The following is a 20533-nucleotide window of genomic DNA, read 5'->3' on the forward strand; positions in this document are numbered from 1 at the left end:
GATTTCATTTCATTAACAATTCAAAATAAGTTTAGGCAAATAAACAAATTAACCTATTGTAATATTATCGGCAATATGATACAATATATTTAACATCAAGGAAGTAATTGTGCTTATTTTGCACAACACAGCAGAAGGTCGGGTGAAGAATATGAAAAAGATAATAGCTTTGTTTTCCGCAGTAATAATGACACTTTCGGCAGCCGTTGCTGCACCGTCAATGATAAATTCTGATATTACGGCATCTGCCGCATATACAACAAGCGCTCAGTCAATAAGCGGCTGTACTGTTAAGCTCAGCAAAACATCATATCTTTACAATGGCGGCTCTGCCTGCCCTGCTGTTACTGTAAAAAAAAGATCTTCAACTCTGAAAAAGAATACCGACTATACAGTAAGCTATCAGAACAATAAAAATGTGGGCTGTGCGTCTGTAATAATAAAGGGCAAAGGAAAATACACAGGCACAAAAACTGTCAGATTTTCTATTAAAGCACTTGATGATCCGACGGGGCTTAGCGCATCTTCATCTTCAACAACATCTATAAAACTCAGCTGGAACAAGGTCACATACGCAAGTGGTTATTATGTTCAGAGATATAACAGCTCTTCCAAGAAGTACGAAAACATAACCACTACTTCAAAGACAACATACACAAATACCGGTCTGACTTCGGGAAAAACTTATAAGTATAGGATCTGCGCATACAGAAAGATCGGTTCTACAACTTACAAGACATATTCATCTGCTGTATCAAAGTCAACAATAACACAAAAGCAATACTATAAGAATGAAGTTCTTCGTTTGGTGAACATCGAACGTGCAAAAGCTGGCGTATCTCCTCTTAAAGCAAACACAATGCTTGATTCACTTGCTGACACTCGTGCAGGACAGATAAGAACAAATTTTTCACACACATACAATGGCAAGAATGCAGGTGCAATGCTGAGCAATATGCATTACAGCTGGAACTGCTGGAGCGAGAATATTGCTGCCGGTCAGAAAACTCCGGAACAGGTAGTTAAAGCATGGATGAATTCATCAAGCCACAAGAAAACCATACTCAATCCTGATTACCACAAGCTTGGTGTTGGATACAACAACAATTACTGGGTACAGATATTCACTGATTAATAATGTAATATTCAAAACTCAATACCATCGTAACAGAAGCCGTCGAAATCTCCTCCCGACGGCTTCTGTTTTATATTATTCTATGACCTGATAATTTTCAGCGGCATTTTCTTTTGTGGCATATTCGGAAACATTAAGCACCTTGACTTTTAGAGGTTTCTGTCCCATATTTATCTCGATCTCATCACCGATCTTTACATCATATGATGCTCTTGCTGCTTTGCCATTCACAAAAATTCTTCCGCCGTCGCAAGCTTCATTTGCTACGGTACGTCTTTTTATAAGTCTTGTTACCTTAAGATATTTGTCTAATCTCATTTTACAATTTTAAGAAACAGAGTCTTAAAATTTGCCCTCCCTTCGCCATATTATAAAAAGAACCCAACCTCATCGGTCAGGTTCACAAAAGCAATATTACTTGTTGTCAACAGCTGCCTTAAGAGCAGTACCGGCCTTGAATGCAGGAACTTTTCTTGCAGGAACTTCAACAGGCTCTTTAGTTACAGGGTTCATAGCAACCTTAGCTGCTCTATCTCTTACTTCAAAAGTACCGAAACCGATAAGTGTAACCTTTTCACCCTTTGTGAGTGCTTCTGTGATTGAATCAACTACTGCTGAAAGTGCCTTTTCAGCGTCCTTCTTTGAAGAATATTCGCCTTTCTCTGCGATCACATTAATAAGTTCTGCCTTTGTCATTATTTTATACCTCCATTTTATATTTAACGAATAATTACTCATTCATTAATTACTTAATTTAACTTTCCTTACCGTTTCTCCAAAGTATGTCAAGATCATCAAAACTGATATCTGACATTTTTTCGCCTTTGGATTCGGCTTTTTCAAAACGCTTTATATAGCGTTCGCTGGACTCGCTGAGTGCCTCCTCTGCGTCAAGTCCCAATGCTCTTGCCGTATTGCAGCAGGCAAACAACAAGTCGCCAAGTGCTTCTTTCTGCTGATCTTCATTACCGTCAGCAATAGTTTCATGCAGGCTGTTGCTTTCAGCATTCAGAAGATTAAAAGCTTTCAGCTGACCAGCTTTGTCATGTGAAAAATCATCTCTCGCTCTTGAAGAACGCTTGCCTAACTTCTGCGCTCTCATCAAAGCAGGAAAATTTTTCGGAACGCTTTTCAGCGTATCAGTATATGTTTCCTGTCCTTTGGTTTCCTTCTTTATAGAATCCCAGTTAGTCAGCACCTTATCTACGGTATCAGCCTGAACATCTCCGAAAACGTGAGGATGTCTTACTATAAGCTTCTGACAAAGCTCCGTAATAACATCTTCAAGGACAAAATGCTCCTGTTCCTGCTCGATAACAGTATGGAAAACTACCTGTAAGAGAACATCGCCAAGCTCTTCTCTCATCATTTCAGGAGAATCACAATCTATTGCCTCCATTACCTCATACACTTCTTCAAGGAAATCCTTTTTGATAGATTTATGAGTCTGAACTTTATCCCAAGGACAGCCGTTCTCACTTCTGAGGACAATAACAACGTTCACAAGGTCATCAATATTAAAGCGTTCTTTTGATTTAAGCTCGTTTATTAATTCTTCCACACTTAAAACCTCCCGAAAATAAGGGTGCTTTAATATAATAACCCAAATCCGAAAAAATTTCAAGAGTTTTTCGTGATTTTTTTTGAAAACCCATATTTTATAAGCTTTTTCGGCGTTTCGCACAATAATATCAACGAAAACAAGTACATTATGCCACCAGTTGCCACACAGATAATTGTTATAAATCTATGATTTAAAGCCGTTACCCCCCCATTATTAAGAATTCTTTTACACAGCAAAGCTGTTGCTGCGCACATAGCACCTGCGTATAGCGGTTTAACATATGTTTCCAGCCAACAACATTTAACACCGCCTAAATGATAGGTTTCTCTTACAGTAAGTATGCAAACAAAAGCACTTGAAACTGTTTCTGCTATTGCCGCACCGGTAAGATTTAGCTGTGCATAGGGTATCAATATTACATTTAAAACAAGTTTCAGCACTCCCCCTGCTGCAATTATCACAATAGTTTTTGCAGGGCTTCCCAAGGTTTGCAGGACTGTAAAGCATGGCAGAGTTATTGCAAAAAAGATCACACCTATACCAAGTACTGCGAGAGGCTGAACGGCTGCTTCTATCTCGGCTGTACGTCCGCTGAACAGGAACATAAGCGCCTCTCTGGCAAGGACGCAGATACCTAAGCCTGAGGGTATGGCAATAAGACTTGACACGGTCATCATATTTTTCAAGTAAGCCGCAAAACTTTCTTTATCCTTCCGTGTCCATGCATCAGCAAGGGACGGCAATGCACTTTTACCAAACATAGCTGTCAGTGTGGGAACAAGTCCGTACACCAGAACGGCAAGCCCCTCATATGAACCATACATAAAATTAGGAAGTTCTGATGCACTTACCCCCATATCAAGTAGTTTCTGAAAAGGCAAAAGTGTTTTATCCATAGCTCTGCGTATGCATGGAGCGATAGTCAGCATATCCACCATGCCTGTCATTGTTGTTATGACGGCTGCCATTGCTATCGGCATTGCACTATGCAGCAGTACTTTTGCATGATGTTTTGTGCTGTCGGTTATCAAATCGCTTTTCAGCATTTTTTCGGTTATCCCATCGCCTTTTATTCGTGTTCCGATAACAAGCAGCAAGCAGGCTAAACCGGACGCTAAAGTAGAACCAAGTATTGCTGCCGCTGCCACAAATGGCAATGCAGCCTCTTCGGGTGTTTGTCCGTCTATCAAAGCAAAGCCAAGAAATTTTCCGCTTTGCAGAAAAGCGTTGTTTGCTCTTTCGGCAGTGATAACTGCCGCACCAAGTCCGAATGCTACCTTAAAGATCGTTTCTGCAATCTCAGAAAGGGCAGTCGGCAGCATATTTCTCAAGCCCTCATAATATCCACGCTCCACTGACATAGCGGTGCAGAAAACAACGGAAGGGGCAACACACATAAGTGTAAACCTAGCGGCAGGCTGATTTATCACATATGCAGACAATGGAACAGAAAACAACATTATTATCGCACAGGCGGCTATGCTCATAAGACCAAAAGTGATATGTGCAGACATCTTCTGCTTTCTGAGATTTGAATAACGTCCGAGAGCATAGTTTTCAGCGGACATTTTTGCCATTGCCGACGGTATTCCCGAAACAACTATGGCAAATATCGGAGTAAATATGGAAAATGCGGCTGAGAAATACCCCATTCCTGTTCCGCCGAGAATATGGGTAAGCGGTATCTTATACATTAATCCAAGCACTTTTGTTATTATGACCATACTCAGCAATATGGCTGAGCTTTTAAGAAAGCTTTGCTTTTTCAATGTTTCCCCTCCGTAACAGAATTTCTTTGAATACATTAAATTCTATGCGGAGTTTGTCCTTTATATAACAAAAAAGTCCCACCGATCAGTGGGACTTTCAGCCTGTATCAAAACCCCCATATCCGAACCGGATATGGGGGTTAATCATGCTGTTATTAACCAATATTTATCAAAAAGGATATATAAAAGCGTATTTACACCCCTATTACTGAGGTGTATCGCATACTTTTTAAGGTTCATGGCAGCAAATTTAAGCCTGACCCACTTGCTTACCTGGGAAAGGCCTCTGAAATATGTAAATCTCATAGAGTGCTTTTCTTTTGCGACAGCAAGGGCTTTTTCTGCGCCTGCACGAAACTCCTTGTCAACACTGACACCTTTATTGTTAATCACAACACCGTTCACTATCTCCGCATGACACCTCGGTGTGGGCAGACCGCCCAGCACCTCAGGACAAACCGGAAACACATGATGCCCCTGCACAAAATCGCAGACTTTTTTATTATAATTATTGCCGCCGCTGTACTTACAGTTTTCGCCTAGCAGACAGGCACTTACAATTATCTTAACTTTTGTCCCTCCAATCTCTTTAATAACTTGGAAGTCAGGCTGATGTTCCCCATTGGTAAAAAATATATTCAGATTCTGTTTCGATTCCCAAAGTAATATCGTTCCATTCTGGGGCAATGATATGAACTGCACTTATGATCTTTTCATATGCAATATTTACACGTCGATCCATATCGTCTAATCTTGATCTCATCCATTTCTTTTCTTCATCGTCAACGGGTGAATAAATTCGTTCTTTATACATATTAGTCCAGTTATCACAAAATTCTTCATTTGATTCCAAATATATCAACGCTTTGGTTACAAAATCATCCATTGATGAATATTCCTTTTTGGGAGCTAACACTATTATGATACTTTGTTCACCTTCTGGCTTATTAAAACAAAAATGTCCGAAATGTATTGCTATCATATCCGTGCCTCCTTTACACTTTTTGTGTTCTCCTTTGTGGAAAACTCCGCACTCCGGGTCTGTGGTCGAAGTCATTATTTCTTTTTCTTTTAGTTTCTTATCGCTGTCAAAAGGCTTTTTGCCATGGTCCTCTCGGTCCTCATTTATCTCCTTTAAAAGCTGTTCTTCATATACCTTTGCAGCATCAGGTACAGCTTTCTTTACGGCTTTCTTCAAATTGGCATTTGCCTTTATATGAGTTCCGTCAATGAATACCGCTTCGGGTGAAAGATAGCCTGCACCATTTATCTCTGACAGTATCCAAAAAAATATCTTCTCAACTACTTCTTCATTAAAACGATGTTTAAAATTTCTGCTCAGTGTTGAAAAATGAGGTGTCTGCTCGTTAAAAAGATAGCCGCAGAACCAACGATAAGCTATGTTCATTTTCACCTCTTCCGCTGTTTTGCGTAGAGATGGTATACCATACAAATGCTGTATCAATACCATTTTGAACAGCACGACGGGATCCACTCCCGGTCTGCCATTATCAAGGCAATACAGCTCCTCAACAAAATCATAGATCTTGTCAAAATCCACTGCTTTGTTTATCTTTCTCAGCAAATGATCCTTTGGTACAAATTCCTCTATGCTTATCAGTTCCAGTTGTCTCATATCTTTTGCTTTCTTTTCCAGCATTTTTATCACCCTACTATATTATATCACATTTAAGTGAAAAAGCCTACCTTTTTTAAAAAAAAGGTAGGCTTTTGCGACAGGCTGAAAGTCCCACCGTTAAGTGGGACTTTGAAGTTTTAATATACTTATGCTGTTACGTCCATATCATCATAGCTGATAACATTGCTATCGAAATCATAATCATCAAAATAATTGAAATCAGAATCGTCTAAAACGTAGTCATCATCAAAATCGTAATCATAATCATCATCTGTCAGATCGCTTTCAGCATCTAAAAGATCATTATAAAGCTCGTCACCAAGAACACTCTTAAGATTTGCCTCAAAGCCTGCTGTATCGCAGTTATTGAGATACTCATCAAGCTGTGTTTCGTCAAGAGCGTCATAGACCTTTGCATCTACACCAGGAATGGTTATATCGGAAGCCTCTGTCTTTGTACTGTCGAACTCTACAACTACAAATGACTTTCCGTTTATGCCTATTTCCATATCGAGGTCAGTTTTATCATCAGAAGAGTTTGATGTTACTTCATACCAGCCTGAAACAGCCTCAGAATCACTTGTAAAGTTTGCATCAACTCTTACAGTACCTGTGAATGACTCGCCTGACTCCTTAAGATCCTTAATTGAATAAACAACTTCACCGACCTGCTTATCACTCTCTGTGATAGACATTTTGAATTCGCCGTTTACCGCATTATTATCATCTGACTTTGCAGAGCCATACATAGTCATTTTATCACCGTCGCCGCTGTCAAATGACATATCGATTCCCTCTGCATCATCTGTACTTACGACAACATAATCCAAAGAACCATCTGTATCATTAGGTGTCATTGAAAATCCCATGAACTCGCCGTCGCTGTTCTTATAAGAAACAAAAGTTACAGAATCTGTACCTGTTCCGTCAAGAGTATCGTTAAGATCCTCCTTGATGCTGTCGATAGTTTCCTCATATGTTGGAGGTGTATATGAATAGTCAGATTCAGGATCAGTATTTGTTGTAAGCATTGAGCCATAAACTTCGTTTATATAGCTGTCATAAATACTCTTGAAGTTAGCATCTGTTTTTGCCTTATCAAGAACTGCATTAGCGACCTTGGAAGCGTCAGCCTCAGTTATAACATACTTTGTCTTTGTGTATGTATAGGTGATACCGTCAATATCACCCTTATACTCGCCGTCAGCTGTACCCTCAGGCAGATTTTCCTTTATAGCTGCCTCATAGCCGTCAATGCTTGACTGCATATCCTCTGTGCTGAAATCTATATCAGGGATACTATCCTGAACGCTGTTGAAATCAACGCCCATTTCATCGCTGATAAGGCTTTCAAGGCTTGCCTTGTCAGTCTTGAGGTAAGCGTCTGAAAGTTCAGGAACTTTAGCATAAACTGTATCGCCATCTCTGGTATAAACAGTATTAAGAGTAGCAAGTGTACCATCGCCGTATTTCATTGTAAAATCAGCGCCGGTATTTTTACCCTTCTGCTTTGTGGAAGTATTGATAGAAAAAGGCAGATAAGTTGTATCAGTACCTGTGATTTCCTTAAAACCTTCGCCGAATGTTACCTTTACAGAAGCATCATAAGCAAAATCAAGTTCGCCATTTATGGCTTTCTTTGCATCGTCCATAGTATTGTTAATATTATCAGCGACCTGACTTAATTTAACTTTACCGCTTTCTTCATTTTCAGCAGATGCATTTTTATTTACAAAATAATAGCCAACTCCCGATCCTACGATAGATAAACCGAGAATACCTGCAAGAACAGGTGTAAGAATATTGGTTTTTACCATAACATTTCCTCCATAATTTAACTCAGATCAATGTTCTTAATACAATTAAAAACTATATACTAACTTAAATATATCACACATTTAACAATTTGTCAATAGTATATATATTACAAAACAGTCACAGTATTGCTTTATTCGATCAGAGTTATTTGGACTTCTTATTTTCATCTATACGCTTTTTCAGTTCACTTTTCAGACCGCTTATAACAACATTTCTTGCTCTTACTGCCTCCTGCTTATCAAGCGGAGGTGTATCACCCAGCGGATATTCCATGCCGAGCTGTTCATATTTTGGCTTACCCATAGTGTGATAAGGAAGTACATCAAGCGCTTTGAGCGTTTTTATATCTGCAAGGAACTGTCCCAGACGGAAGAGATACTCGTCATTGTCAGTGATATTCGGCACAACAACGTGTCTTATCCACACTGACACTCCCCTGTCGCTGAGGAAACGTGCAAACGCAAGTATATTCTTGTTGCTTTGACCTGTAAGCTTTTTATGTTCCTCATCGTCGATATGCTTTATATCCAACATTACAAGGTCAGTTGATTTTACCAGTCGCTCATAGTCGGCTATCTTTTTCTCATTAAAAGTTATGCCTGATGTATCCAGACAGGTGTGGATACCCTTTTCTTTTGCTTTTTCAAAAAGCTCAGTGAGAAATTCAAGCTGGAGCATTGGTTCTCCGCCTGTACAGGTTATACCGCCGTCACGCATAAATTCCTTGACTGAATCATATTCTGCAAGAAGTTCATCAACAGTTTTAGTCATACCGCCTTTTACTGACCATGTATCAGGGTTATGGCAGTAAAGGCAGCGCATAGGACAACCCTGAAAAAATATCACAAATCTTATTCCGGGTCCGTCAACAGTGCCAAAGCTTTCGGTAGAATGGATATGCCCTACCATAAGTTTTCATCTCGCTTTCAATATTGCACAAACGGGACGTATAATACATATACGTCCCGCTGCTGAATTTTTAATGATAATTAAAGAGAATTGTGGAATGTTCTTGAAATAACATCATCCTGCTGCTCTTTTGTAAGCTTTACGAAATTTACAGCGTAACCAGAAACTCTGATAGTGAGCTGTGGATACTTTTCAGGGTGCTGCTGTGCATCAAGAAGTGTTTCTCTGTTAAGCACATTTACGTTAAGGTGATGTCCGCCTTTTTCTACATAACCGTCAAGCAGGCCAATAAGATTCTCTACCTGTGCTTCACTTGGATTGTAATTTGCCATATTAAACACTGCCTTTCTTTAGCATTTATTAATCTTCATCATTATCTATTGCATCCTCAGTCGGCTGGCAGCAAGCACCTTTTGTGCCGTCTGCTCCGCAGTCAGAGGTACGGTAAGTTTTAACATTCATACCTTCAGCAAGCTCATCTGCACTTATTGTGATATGACCATCGCCTTCAGCTATAAGCCTGTCTATCATTTCAACAAGCTCGTTTACCTTACCGTCGTCATCAAGGGTCGCATTAATCCCCATTGTTAAGCTCCTTTGCGATGCTCTCGATATCAAGGTCGCCCATAAATACCTGATCGTCCTTTCCGAGTGCGCCAGGTATAATGGAGAATGTGTTTGAGATACCGTCCTGAGCGTGTCTGAACGGAAGCTTAGCTACTGACGAAAGTGAAGAAGCTGCGCCGTGTGTATCTCTTCCGTGCATTGGGTTTGCACCAGGAGCGAGAGGCTGACCCATCTTTCTTCCGTCAGGTGTATTACCTGTCTTCTTACCATAAACAACGTTTGATGTGATAGTAAGGATAGACATTGTAGGAACGCCGTCACGATATGTGTGGTGCTTTCTGATCTTATCCATAAATGTTCTTACGATCTTAACAGCGATCTGGTCAACTCTGTCATCGTTGTTACCATACTTAGGATAATCGCCCTCTACCTCGTAATCTGTTACAAGACCGTCTTCGTCACGGATGCACTTAACCTTTGCATACTTGATAGCTGAAAGTGAATCGGCAACAACAGAAAGACCTGCGATACCTGTTGCGAAGTATCTCTTAACATCTCTGTCGTGAAGAGCCATCTGTACTCTCTCATAAGAATACTTATCGTGCATATAATGGATAACATTAAGTGTATTTACATACAGACCTGCGAGCCATTCCATCATATCGTCATACTTAGCCATTACATCATCATAATCGAGGTAATCGCCTTCAACTGCTCTGTACTTAGGACCAACCTGGATCTTAAGTCTTTCGTCCATACCGCCGTTTATAGCGTAGAGGAGACACTTAGCGAGGTTAGCTCTTGCGCCGAAGAACTGCATCTCCTTGCCGACTCTCATTGAAGATACGCAGCAAGCGATAGCGTAGTCATCGCCGTGTGTAACTCTCATCATATCGTCGTTCTCATACTGGATAGCAGATGACATGATAGATGTCTTAGCACAGAACTTCTTGAAGTTGATAGGAAGCTTTGTTGACCAAAGAACAGTCATGTTTGGCTCCGGTGCAGGACCGAGGTTTGAAAGTGTGTGGAGATATCTGAATGAAGTCTTTGTTACCATTGGTACGCCGTCGATAGAAACGCCGCCGATAGACTCTGTTACCCATGTTGGGTCGCCTGAGAAGAGTGAATTGTACTCAGGTGTTCTTGCGAACTTAACAAGTCTGAGCTTCATGATGAAGTGGTCAACGAGTTCCTGTGCCTGCTCTTCTGTAAGGATACCTCTCTCGATATCTCTCTGAATGTAGATATCAATGAATGTTGAAGTTCTTCCGAGTGACATAGCAGCACCGTTCTGCTCCTTAACAGCAGCGAGGTAACCGAAGTAGAGCCACTGGATAGCTTCCTGAGCGTTCTTTGCAGGACGGGAAATATCGTAACCGTAGATCTCACCGAGCTTCTTGAGTTCGCCAAGAGCTCTGATCTGCTCTGCAAGTTCTTCTCTGAGTCTGATGTTCTTTGAAGTCATTCTTACCAGTGAAGTAGCAAGCTGTTCCTTCTTGTCTTCAACGAGGTAATCAATACCGTAAAGAGCAACTCTTCTGTAATCTCCGATGATTCTTCCTCTGCCGTAAGCATCAGGAAGACCTGTAATGATAGCTGCGTGTCTTGCAAGCTTCATCTCTGGAGTATATGCGTCAAAAACTCCCTGGTTATGAGTTTTTCTGTATTCTGTGAAGATCTTAACTACTTCAGGATCAACAGTATAGCCGTTCTGTTCGCAAGCATTGATAGCCATTCTGATACCGCCGAAAGGCTGGAGTGAACGCTTGAAAGGCTTGTCTGTCTGGAAACCAACGATCTTTTCAAGATCCTTGTTGAGGTAGCCTGCGCCGTGTGAAGTGATAGTTGAAACTATCTTTGTATCCATATCAAGAACTCCGCCTGCGGCTCTTTCCTTCTCGGACAGTTCCATTACCTGATTCCAAAGCTTAGTTGTTGCTTCTGTCGGACCAGCAAGGAAGCTTTCATCACCGTCATATGGTGTGAAGTTCTTCTGAATGAAGTCTCTCAGATTAATGGAAGTGCTTGACCATCTGCCTGGCTTAAAGCCTTCCCATTCCTCGTAAAAATTTCTTTCCATGTTTATCTCTCCCTAACATATAGTGATTGGGTTAACCATGTGCAACTACATATAGTTAATTTACCTTGTATATAGTAACATAATATGAGTATCTTGTCAATAGAAGTTTAAAAATATTACTTTCGGGCAACACTTATTTCATATGTTAGAAACAGCTTCCATAAGTCTGTTTTTTTGTACAGATGATGTCATCTTCTATTTTTAAAAGCCTGTTATACTTAGCTGTGCGCTCTCCTCGGCATGGTGCGCCCGTCTTTATCTGACCTGCATTCAGAGCAACAGAAAGATCGGCAATGAAAGTATCTTCAGTTTCTCCGCTTCTATGAGAAATAACTGCACGATAGCCATGATTTTTGGCAGTTTTTACTGCATCTATTGTTTCTGAAAGCGTACCGATCTGATTTAATTTAATGAGTATCGCATTAGCTGCGCCAAGTTCGATCCCTCTGTTAAGTCTTTCAGAATTGGTGACGAAAAGATCATCACCAACGAGTTGTATACGTCTTCCAAGCCTGTTTGTGATGTTCTTCCAACCGTCCCAGTCCTCCTCATCAAGTGGATCTTCAATGGATCTTACAGGATATTTATCACAGATCAGCACCCAGCGTTCGATAAGTTCCTGTGATGAATAAACATTGCCGCTTTTAGGCAGCTTATAACTTCCCTTTTCCGATGTTTTCCACTCACTTGCGGCAGCGTCCAGTGCCAAAACAAAGTCCTCGCCAGGCACAAAATTCGCCTGTCTGACAGCATCTAAAATTAACTCAATTGCTGCCTCGTCACTGTCAAGGTCAGGTGCAAAACCGCCCTCATCTCCAACTGCTGTTGAAAGCCCTCTTACTTTAAGGATCTTTGCAAGGGTATGGTACACTTCTGCACACCAACGCAATCCCTGTCTGAAATCTGCTGCGCCAACTGGCATTATCATAAATTCCTGAATATCAACATTATTTGATGCGTGCGCTCCTCCGTTAAGAATATTCATCATTGGCACAGGCATTCTGCCGGAGCTTATGCCGCCGATAAATCTGTAAAGCGGTACACCAAGACATTTGGCTGCTGCGTCAGCACAGGCAAGAGAAACTGCAAGTATTGCATTAGCGCCGAAATTAGACTTATCCTTACTGCCATCAAGGGCAGTCATAGCAGAGTCTATAAGCTGAGTATCGGCAGCGCACATTCCTTTGAGCAAAGGTGATATCTTTTCATTGATATTATCCACAGCCTTTGTTACACCCTTTCCGAGGTAACGCTGTTTATCATTATCACGCAGCTCACAGGCTTCAAAAATGCCCGTTGACGCACCGCTTGGCGAACGTCCGATACCGACCACTCCGCCGCAGAGATAGACCTCAGCTTCAACAGTAGGATTTCCTCTTGAATCCAGTATCTCCCTGCCTTTTATTTTTTCTATCCTGCATTTCTGCATATTCATATTTTCATAACAGCCTCTCATAATAATTCTCCTTTACTTTGATAAAATAGCATTATAATTTTAAAAATCACGAAACTATTTTAACCGAAATAAAAGAGATTATAACAAAAGGCAGCGGATATTTCATCACACTGCCTTTCAAAAATTTTTAATTTTATCAGATTCTTTCTGCTATAAGATCTCCCATCTTTTTGCAGCCAACCTGTGTCATACCCTCTGACATGATATCGCCTGTGCGGTAACCCTCGCTAAGAACTTTCTTTACTGCGTTCTCAATAGCGTCAGCTTCCTTATCCATATCGAATGAAAATCTCAGCATCATTGCAGCTGAAAGAATCGTTGCGATAGGATTTGCCTTATCCTGTCCTGCGATATCAGGAGCAGATCCGTGGCTTGGTTCATAAAGTCCGAATTTTGTATCGTTCAGTGATGCAGACGCAAGCATTCCCAGTGAACCTGTAACCATTGCGGCTTCATCTGAAAGAATATCACCGAACATATTCTCAGTAAGGATAACGTCAAACTGCTTAGGATCTCTTACCAGCTGCATTGCACAGTTATCGACCAGCATATGCTCAAGCTCTACTTCCGGATAATCCTTTGCTACTTCATTTACAACTTTTCTCCAAAGTCTTGAAGAATCAAGTACGTTAGCTTTATCGACAGAGGTTACCTTTTTTCTTCTCTTCATTGCTATATCAAAGCCACGCTTAGCGATTCTTCTGATCTCATTCTCGTTGTATGAAAGAGTATCAACGGCAGTTTCAACTCCGTCAACATCTTTTGTTTCTCTTGCGCCAAAATAAAGTCCGCCTGTAAGCTCTCTCATTATCATCATATCAAAGCCGTCGCCGATGATATCATCTCTCAGCGGGCAGGCAAATTTAAGTTCATCATAGAGAACAGCAGGTCTGAGATTTGCAAAAAGTCCCAGTTCCTTACGAATCTTAAGAAGTCCTGCTTCAGGTCTGAGCTGAGGAGCAAGCTTATACCAAGGTGAAGTTGATGTATTTCCTCCGATAGCACCGAGAAGAACTGCATCAGCAGCCTTTGCAGTTGCTACTGCTTCATCAGTAAGAGGCACACCGCAAGCATCGATAGAGCAGCCGCCCATAAGTATATCTGTATACTCAAAGCTGTGTCCGAACTTTTCTGCGACCTTGTCAAGGACCTTTTCTGCTTCTGTTACGATCTCAGGACCGATTCCGTCGCCCTTTATAACAGTAATTTTTTTATTCATTATAGATCACTCCATATAACATAATATATTTTATTGATTAATTATACCATACAACGGCAAAAAAATCAAGCAGCGGCACTGTTTATTTGAAAGTTTTGATACAACAGAAAATCTGTGCAGCCGTACTTAAAGCACAGCTGACACAGATCAGACATAACAAATTATTTTTCAAGCCTTGCGGCATATTTTTTTATTGCCTCAAAAGATTCCTGACTGATAACGTGTTCGATGCGGCAAGCATCTTCAACTGCCACATGAGGGTCAACACCCATAAGCTCAAGACAATGAGAAATAAGTCTGTGACGCTCATACATTTTTTCTGCTATTTCAAGCCCCTTATCAGAAAGTGTTATGTAACCGTCTTTATTGACATTGATATATCCGTTTTCACGAAGATTCTTCATAGCTATGCTGACGCTCGGCTTAGAATAATCAAGTTCATTTACTATATCTATACTGCGCACTTCGCCCTTACGTTCGTGTATGATAAGAATAGTTTCCAAATAATTTTCTGCGGATTCCTGTATTTTCAATTCAAAACCTCCGTTCTTAAACAAATATGCAAAAGCATAAACTGTATTATTTATATTTTAACACATTTTTTATTTTTTTGCAAGCATTTATAAAATCAAAATTTAATTTATACAAGTTTAACAATTTTATCGGTCAAAAACTGTGATAGTCGATAGACATACGATTTTTTTATAAATCTATATCAGGTGTAAACATTTGTGCATAATATACAATTCATTAGTATAATATTTGTGCATTTATACAAACTTAAAATAAATTTATGAAAAAGTGTGCACAAATCCGGATTTTTTTGCTCTTAGTATTATAGAGGGGGATAAAAATCAGAAAAAATAAAAGTCTTAAAAATTTTACAGCATCATACACATCACTAACCTTATGCAAGAATGTGAGAAAAACATTGAAAAACAAAACTACACAGATTTTTACATTTAAAAATTACTCTCAAAACAGCATACAGCAAATAGAAAAGACAATAAAAAAACTTGAGAGTCTTGGCGCAGAAAAGATAACATACCGCCTTGATGACGGTATCTGTACAATGATACTTACTTCGGATAATGAACATTATTACAAAATAAGAAATTACATATCCGAAAAACTCGACATTGTGGATATACTGCTTTAAAAACAACAAAACGGAAGTAAGATCATTTTAAGACATACCACCGATTTTTCGGTTTGGTATATATACTCAGCTGCAGCTTTTCCCATATGCACATTTCGTTTTCCCCTTTTCGGAATGTGCGGGGAGCATGCGGCTATTTTATTTGCGAAAATTTACATTTTATCAATTGACAATGAAGTTTATTTATATTATATTTATATTTTAAGCCTATATAGTTTTGATACAAGGAGGATCTATGATCGACAAAATACTGGACGTTATTCTGGACGCTGTTATAGACAGTGCAAAAGTTCTGCCGTTTTTATTTGCAGTTTATCTGCTTATTGAATATATTGAACACCGCTCTTCTGACAAACTCGGAAAGGCACTTCAGAAAATGGGACCTTTCGGAGCTGTGGGCGGAAGTATTCTCGGTGCTATACCTCAATGCGGATTTTCTGTCGTAGCTTCAAATCTTTACACCGGCAGGCTCATATCAATGGGAACACTTATTGCCGTATATCTTTCAACAAGTGATGAGGCAATACCTCTTCTAATTTCAAATCCTGAATTTGCAGACAAGCTTTGGAAGCTCATACTAATAAAGACATTAGCAGGTATCGCTGCGGGAATTATCGTAGACGTTGTTCTGCGCATAGCCGGCAGAAATCAATCGGAAGAGCCTTTTAAGGAATTATGTGATGACTGCGACTGTGAACATCACAGCATTCTTCATTCTGCGCTTCACCACACGCTGCACATAATTATTTTCATTCTCGTAGTCAACCTTATTCTCGGATTTGTAATGGAGTTTGCAGGTATTGACGCTGTAAAAACAATAATGATGTCAGACAGCGCATTCCAGCCGTTCATAGCGGCAATAGTCGGTTTCATACCAAACTGTGCGGCATCTGTCGTGCTTACGCAGCTTTATATGCAGGATATCGTATCATTCGGTGCGCTTATTTCGGGACTTTGCACAGGGGCAGGAATGGGACTTTTGGTACTCTTCAAAATAAACAAGCACTATCGTGAAAATTTTCTTATCATGGGTATTCTGTATATCTCAGCCGTTGCGACGGGATTTATAACGAATATTATTTTCTGATATTCAGCAGGGACATCACAAAATGTTCCTGCTATTTTTATGCAACTTAGACCATTGACATATTTTATCATAAGATATATAATAGACTTGTAATTTAACTAGAGGAGAATGCTTTATGAAAAGAAAAATTATTCCTTACAACCCTACCGACGAGAAGCTTAAACAGCTTTCAATGGGAATTATAATAACAAATCATACAAACAATTATACAACAACGATTATTGAAATTCCTATAAATAATGGGATCAATGATCTGAAAGTCATTAAATTAAAACGGAGGGATAATTATAACTCTTTTTACTATACGATTCATAAAAAGAATGGGCATATTTTCCGCTCTTCTTTATGTCCTTTGTGATGTCATAATAAAAATATTTATTGATGCTGTTTCTATTGATTTCAATACCTCGGTCATACCGACGTATGTTGCTTTCATTGCTGACGGTATCATCAAGGGAACTGTTATCAGCGCTCTTGCTGTCATATTCACTAGAGATCTGCGCAATTCATCAATAATGCACTTTCCGGCAAACATAAAAAGATTTTATACGATATACTTTATTATTTATTCTATTGCCGCTGTGTTTTATTCGGTTTACATCAATATTTACAGCAAGCCTTTTTATACAGAATCTCTTGACGAGGCATATAACAGCATTTACATACGCAAGTACACCACTGAGCATTACAATGAGCTTTGCAGACAGCTGAAAGATGTTTGCGATAGTTTACAGTTTCATCAAAAGATAGCTCAGATAGTAGGCTGTGCATTGCATATTGCGATTTTAGGAGTATTTCTTATAAAGATACTCAGAGTTTACAAAGACCCATACAAACCGCCTAAAAGGCGCATCTGAATAAAAAAAGCTGCTGCACGATCGTTTGTGCAACAGCTTTTTTATTACTTGAATTTATCCTTAAGTTTGTCAAAGAAAGTTTTACGTTTTGCGTAGTTCTTCTCGCCAAGCGATTTTTCAAACTCTCTGAGCTTTTCTTTTTGTTCTTTGGTAAGATTTCTAGGAACTTCTACGTTGACTCTAACATAGTGATCACCGTGTTCATTTCTATTGACTTTCTTTATACCCTTTCCTCTGAGGCGGAATACAGTGCTTGTCTGCGTTCCCTCAGGAACTGTATACTTAACCTTACCATCAACTGTCGGTACAGTTATCTCGTCGCCAAGAGTTGCCTGAGCATAAGTAAGCGGTATCTCTGTCCATACGTCATATCCGTCTCTTTCAAAGATAGGATCAGGACGAACTGTAACGTTGATATGAAGATCTCCGTTAGGACCGCCGTTAAGACCACTGTTGCCTTCTCCGCCAACTCTGAGGGTCTGTCCGTCATCAATACCTGCCGGGATCTGAATCTCCTTCTCAACAGCTTTCTTTACTCTTCCCTGTCCGTTACAGGTATGGCAAGGTGAATCTACTACCTTACCCTTACCGCCGCAGCGTGAGCATACAGAAGACTGAGAAATATTTCCGAAAGGTGTTCTCTGTGTAACTCTGACCTGACCTGTACCATGACAATCAGGACAAGTCTTAGGTGATGTTCCTGCAGCTGCACCTGAACCGTGACAGTCAGGACACTGTTCTGAACGATTAAGTCTTACCTTGACCTTTTTGCCCTTGCAGGCTTCCATAAAGTCGATCACGATATTAGCACGGATATCCTCGCCTCTTCTCGGAGCGTTAGGATTTGCACTGCGTCCACCGCCAAAACCTCCGCCAAATCCGCCGAAGATAGAATCGAATATATCTCCCATATCGCCAAAGCCGCCGAAACCTGCTCCGCCTCCTGCGCCTGCACCATAGTTCGGGTCTACACCTGCATGACCGAACTGATCGTAACGTGCTTTCTTATCAGGGTCGGAGAGAACCTCGTAAGCCTCATTGACCTCTTTGAATTTATCCTCGCACTCCTTATCTCCAGGGTGAAGATCCGGATGATACTGCTTGGCAAGCTTACGGAATGCTTTCTTTATTTCATCTTCCGAGGCGCTTTTTGACACGCCCAGGACCTCATAGTAATCTCGTTTTTCTGCCATATTGTCGTCCACGCACTTTCATAAGCAACCATGGACTCCCCTCCATTCCCGATAGATTTTATCGCTGAAACCCTGTCTGAAGTGACATTTCCTCAGACAAGGCATTACCTCTGCCCCGAAAATATACGAAACAGAGGTGTTGCCTGAATATTATACGTTATTAGTCAGCGTCTGTGAACTCAGCGTCGATAACATCATCGCCGCCGTTATTGCCGTTGTCAGATGCTCCGCCGTTTGCAGCGCCGCCCATATTCATATTGTTTGGATCAAAGCCCTGCGCACCGCCCTGAGCCTGTGCAGCCTGCTGATAAACCTTAGTTGCAACGCCCTGGAAAGTTTCCTCAAGCTCCTTATGCTTTGCCTTGATAGCCTCGATATCTGTTCCCTTAAGAGCGTCCTTAAGAGCATCGATCTTAGCCTGACAAGCTGACTTGTCAGCAGCGTCTACCTTATCACCGAACTCGTTCAGTGACTTTTCAGCCTGGAATGCAAGCTGATCGGCAGCATTTCTTGCGTCAACCTCTTCCTTCTTCTTTGCATCTTCAGCTGCGAAAGCCTCTGCTTCCTTTACAGCCTTGTCGATATCGTCCTTAGACATATTTGTTGAAGAAGTGATAGTGATGTTCTGTTCCTTGCCAGTACCGAGGTCCTTAGCAGAAACGTGTACGATACCGTTAGCGTCGATATCGAATGTTACTTCGATCTGTGGGATTCCTCTTGGAGCAGGAGCGATACCGTCAAGTCTGAACATACCCAGCTGCTTATTATCCTTAGCGAATTCACGCTCACCCTGAAGTACGTTGATATCAACAGCAGACTGATTGTCGGCAGCTGTTGAGAAGATCTGTGACTTCTTAGTAGGGATAGTTGTATTTCTTTCGATGATCTTTGTGCATACGCCGCCCATAGTTTCAAGACCGAGTGAAAGAGGAGTTACATCGAGGAGGAGCAGACCATCCTTAACGTCACCGCCGAGAACGCCGCCCTGATATGCAGCACCGAGAGCTACGCACTCATCAGGGTTGATGCCCTTGAATGGTTCTTTGCCCATAAACTTTCTTACAGCTTCCTGTACAGCAGGGATTCTTGAAGAACCGCCGACCATAAGTACCTTCTGGAGGTCGTTAGCTGAAAGTCCTGAATCTGAAAGTGCCTGTCTTACAGGTCCCATAGTAGCTTCAACGAGGTCAGCTGTCATCTCATTGAACTTAGCCTGTGTAAGTGTCATTTCAAGGTGCTTTGGACCTGTTGAGTCAGCTGTGATGAACGGTAGTGAGATAGTTGAAGAAGGTGTTGATGAAAGTTCGATTTTAGCCTTTTCAGCTGCTTCCTTCAATCTCTGCATAGCGAGCTTGTCGCCTGTAAGGTCAACGCCCTCAGCTGTCTTGAACTCAGCTACCATCCAGTCAATGATTCTCTGGTCGAAGTCATCACCGCCGAGTCTGTTGTTTCCGGCAGTAGCAAGAACCTCTGTTACACCGTCGCCCATTTCGATGATAGATACATCGAATGTACCGCCGCCGAGGTCATATACCATTACCTTCTGATCGTCTTCCTTATCGATACCGTAAGAAAGAGCAGCTGCTGTTGGCTCGTTGATGATTCTTCTTACATTAAGACCTGCGATCTGACCAGCGTCCTTAGTTGCCTGTCTCTGAGCATCTGTGAAGTATGCAGGAACTGTGATAACAGCCTCTGTTACCTTTTCGCCGAGGTAAGCTTCTGCGTCAGCCTTAAGTTTCTGGAGGATCATAGCTGAGATCTCCTGAGGAGTGTATTCTTTGCCGCCCATCTTAGCCTTATAATCTGATCCCATATGTCTTTTGATCGAAATTACTGTGTTATCGAAATTTGTAACTGCCTGTCTTTTAGCTACCTGTCCTACAAGTCTGTCGCCGTTCTTTGAAACGCCTACTACTGAAGGAGTTGTTCTTGCACCCTCGCTGTTAGGGATAACGACTGCTTCGCCGCCTTCCATTACTGCTACACATGAGTTTGTTGTACCGAGGTCTATACCGATGATCTTTGCCATAAGTCATTCTTCCTTTCTATAAATGCATATAATGCGTAAATTAACT

General features: G+C 40.9%; 21 protein-coding genes. 5 read left to right on the forward strand and 16 right to left on the reverse strand.

Features of this window, described 5'->3' with window-relative positions; all coding sequences use genetic code 11:
* Nucleotides 1-151: 151 nt before the first annotated feature.
* Complete coding sequence (locus tag Q0E19_RS06505; RefSeq protein WP_294408296.1) at nucleotides 152-1135, forward strand: CAP domain-containing protein; 984 nt, start codon at nucleotides 152-154, stop codon at nucleotides 1133-1135.
* A 75-nt stretch (nucleotides 1136-1210) separates the two neighbouring features.
* On the opposite strand, the gene Q0E19_RS06510 is transcribed toward Q0E19_RS06505, so the two are convergent.
* From Q0E19_RS06510 to Q0E19_RS06575, 14 genes are all read right to left on the reverse strand, one after another.
* Nucleotides 1211-1453 (reverse strand): RNA-binding S4 domain-containing protein, encoded by a 243-nt coding sequence (locus Q0E19_RS06510; RefSeq protein WP_294408297.1) that lies wholly within the window; start codon nucleotides 1451-1453, stop codon nucleotides 1211-1213.
* A gap of 96 nt (nucleotides 1454-1549) precedes the next feature.
* The gene (locus tag Q0E19_RS06515) at nucleotides 1550-1831 is read right to left on the reverse strand and encodes an HU family DNA-binding protein (protein WP_294408298.1); all 282 of its coding nucleotides are present in this window, start codon (nucleotides 1829-1831) and stop codon (nucleotides 1550-1552) included.
* A gap of 58 nt (nucleotides 1832-1889) precedes the next feature.
* Nucleotides 1890-2696 (reverse strand): nucleoside triphosphate pyrophosphohydrolase, encoded by an 807-nt coding sequence (gene mazG, locus Q0E19_RS06520; protein ID WP_294408299.1) that lies wholly within the window; start codon nucleotides 2694-2696, stop codon nucleotides 1890-1892.
* A gap of 59 nt (nucleotides 2697-2755) precedes the next feature.
* On the reverse strand, nucleotides 2756-4468 hold the full coding sequence (locus tag Q0E19_RS06525) for a polysaccharide biosynthesis C-terminal domain-containing protein (RefSeq protein WP_294408300.1): 1713 nt from the start codon (nucleotides 4466-4468) through the stop codon (nucleotides 2756-2758).
* Nucleotides 4469-4612: 144 nt separating this feature from the next.
* Nucleotides 4613-5170 (reverse strand): 2-thiouracil desulfurase family protein, encoded by a 558-nt coding sequence (locus Q0E19_RS06530; RefSeq protein WP_294408301.1) that lies wholly within the window; start codon nucleotides 5168-5170, stop codon nucleotides 4613-4615.
* Nucleotides 5073-6104: a transposase gene (locus tag Q0E19_RS06535; RefSeq protein WP_294408302.1), complete on the reverse strand. Its 1032-nt coding sequence runs from the start codon at nucleotides 6102-6104 to the stop codon at nucleotides 5073-5075. Before Q0E19_RS06535 ends, Q0E19_RS06530 begins: the two co-directional genes overlap by 98 nt.
* Nucleotides 6105-6253: 149 nt before the next feature.
* Nucleotides 6254-7924, reverse strand: a complete 1671-nt coding sequence (locus Q0E19_RS06540) for a hypothetical protein (RefSeq protein WP_294408303.1) — start codon at nucleotides 7922-7924, stop codon at nucleotides 6254-6256.
* A gap of 145 nt (nucleotides 7925-8069) precedes the next feature.
* A complete protein-coding gene (gene pflA, locus Q0E19_RS06545) occupies nucleotides 8070-8834 on the reverse strand; it encodes a pyruvate formate-lyase-activating protein (protein ID WP_294408304.1) in 765 nt (254 codons plus the stop codon).
* 80 nt (nucleotides 8835-8914) lie between these two features.
* Entirely contained in the window at nucleotides 8915-9166 is a 252-nt protein-coding gene (grcA3, locus tag Q0E19_RS06550; protein ID WP_294408305.1) for an autonomous glycyl radical cofactor GrcA3, read from the reverse strand.
* A gap of 28 nt (nucleotides 9167-9194) precedes the next feature.
* Nucleotides 9195-9419, reverse strand: a complete 225-nt coding sequence (locus Q0E19_RS06555) for a hypothetical protein (protein WP_294408306.1) — start codon at nucleotides 9417-9419, stop codon at nucleotides 9195-9197.
* Nucleotides 9409-11484: a formate C-acetyltransferase gene (gene pflB, locus Q0E19_RS06560; RefSeq protein WP_294408307.1), complete on the reverse strand. Its 2076-nt coding sequence runs from the start codon at nucleotides 11482-11484 to the stop codon at nucleotides 9409-9411. The genes Q0E19_RS06555 and pflB overlap by 11 nt, the downstream gene beginning before the upstream one ends.
* Nucleotides 11485-11629: 145 nt before the next feature.
* Nucleotides 11630-12940 (reverse strand): phosphopyruvate hydratase, encoded by a 1311-nt coding sequence (gene eno, locus Q0E19_RS06565; protein ID WP_294408308.1) that lies wholly within the window; start codon nucleotides 12938-12940, stop codon nucleotides 11630-11632.
* Between the two features lie 136 nt (nucleotides 12941-13076).
* Nucleotides 13077-14159 (reverse strand): 3-isopropylmalate dehydrogenase, encoded by a 1083-nt coding sequence (gene leuB, locus Q0E19_RS06570; RefSeq protein ID WP_294408310.1) that lies wholly within the window; start codon nucleotides 14157-14159, stop codon nucleotides 13077-13079.
* Nucleotides 14160-14320: 161 nt separating this feature from the next.
* Nucleotides 14321-14692: a metal-dependent transcriptional regulator gene (locus tag Q0E19_RS06575; RefSeq protein ID WP_294408311.1), complete on the reverse strand. Its 372-nt coding sequence runs from the start codon at nucleotides 14690-14692 to the stop codon at nucleotides 14321-14323.
* Nucleotides 14693-15090: 398 nt separating this feature from the next.
* Between Q0E19_RS06575 and Q0E19_RS06580 the strand changes: the two genes are divergently transcribed.
* The 4 genes from Q0E19_RS06580 to Q0E19_RS06595 all read left to right on the forward strand — a co-directional run bounded on the left by Q0E19_RS06580 (nucleotide 15091) and on the right by Q0E19_RS06595 (nucleotide 17262).
* Nucleotides 15091-15318, forward strand: coding sequence for a hypothetical protein (locus Q0E19_RS06580; RefSeq protein WP_294408313.1), 228 nt, complete (start codon nucleotides 15091-15093; stop codon nucleotides 15316-15318).
* 235 nt (nucleotides 15319-15553) lie between these two features.
* Complete coding sequence (locus Q0E19_RS06585) at nucleotides 15554-16405, forward strand: putative manganese transporter (RefSeq protein ID WP_294408314.1); 852 nt, start codon at nucleotides 15554-15556, stop codon at nucleotides 16403-16405.
* 115 nt (nucleotides 16406-16520) lie between these two features.
* The gene (locus Q0E19_RS06590) at nucleotides 16521-16763 is read left to right on the forward strand and encodes a hypothetical protein (RefSeq protein ID WP_294408316.1); all 243 of its coding nucleotides are present in this window, start codon (nucleotides 16521-16523) and stop codon (nucleotides 16761-16763) included.
* Nucleotides 16726-17262, forward strand: a complete 537-nt coding sequence (locus tag Q0E19_RS06595; RefSeq protein ID WP_294408317.1) for a hypothetical protein — start codon at nucleotides 16726-16728, stop codon at nucleotides 17260-17262. The genes Q0E19_RS06590 and Q0E19_RS06595 overlap by 38 nt, the downstream gene beginning before the upstream one ends.
* 44 nt (nucleotides 17263-17306) lie before the next feature.
* On the opposite strand, the gene dnaJ is transcribed toward Q0E19_RS06595, so the two are convergent.
* Both dnaJ and dnaK read right to left on the reverse strand, forming a co-directional pair.
* Nucleotides 17307-18455, reverse strand: coding sequence for a molecular chaperone DnaJ (dnaJ, locus tag Q0E19_RS06600; RefSeq protein ID WP_294408319.1), 1149 nt, complete (start codon nucleotides 18453-18455; stop codon nucleotides 17307-17309).
* 160 nt (nucleotides 18456-18615) lie between these two features.
* Complete coding sequence (gene dnaK, locus Q0E19_RS06605) at nucleotides 18616-20487, reverse strand: molecular chaperone DnaK (protein WP_294408320.1); 1872 nt, start codon at nucleotides 20485-20487, stop codon at nucleotides 18616-18618.
* Nucleotides 20488-20533: the final 46 nt, after the last annotated feature.

Origin of the sequence: uncultured Ruminococcus sp. (genome assembly GCF_934476685.1) — a bacterium.
In the GTDB taxonomy this organism is placed as follows: Bacteria; Bacillota; Clostridia; order Oscillospirales; family Ruminococcaceae; genus Hominimerdicola.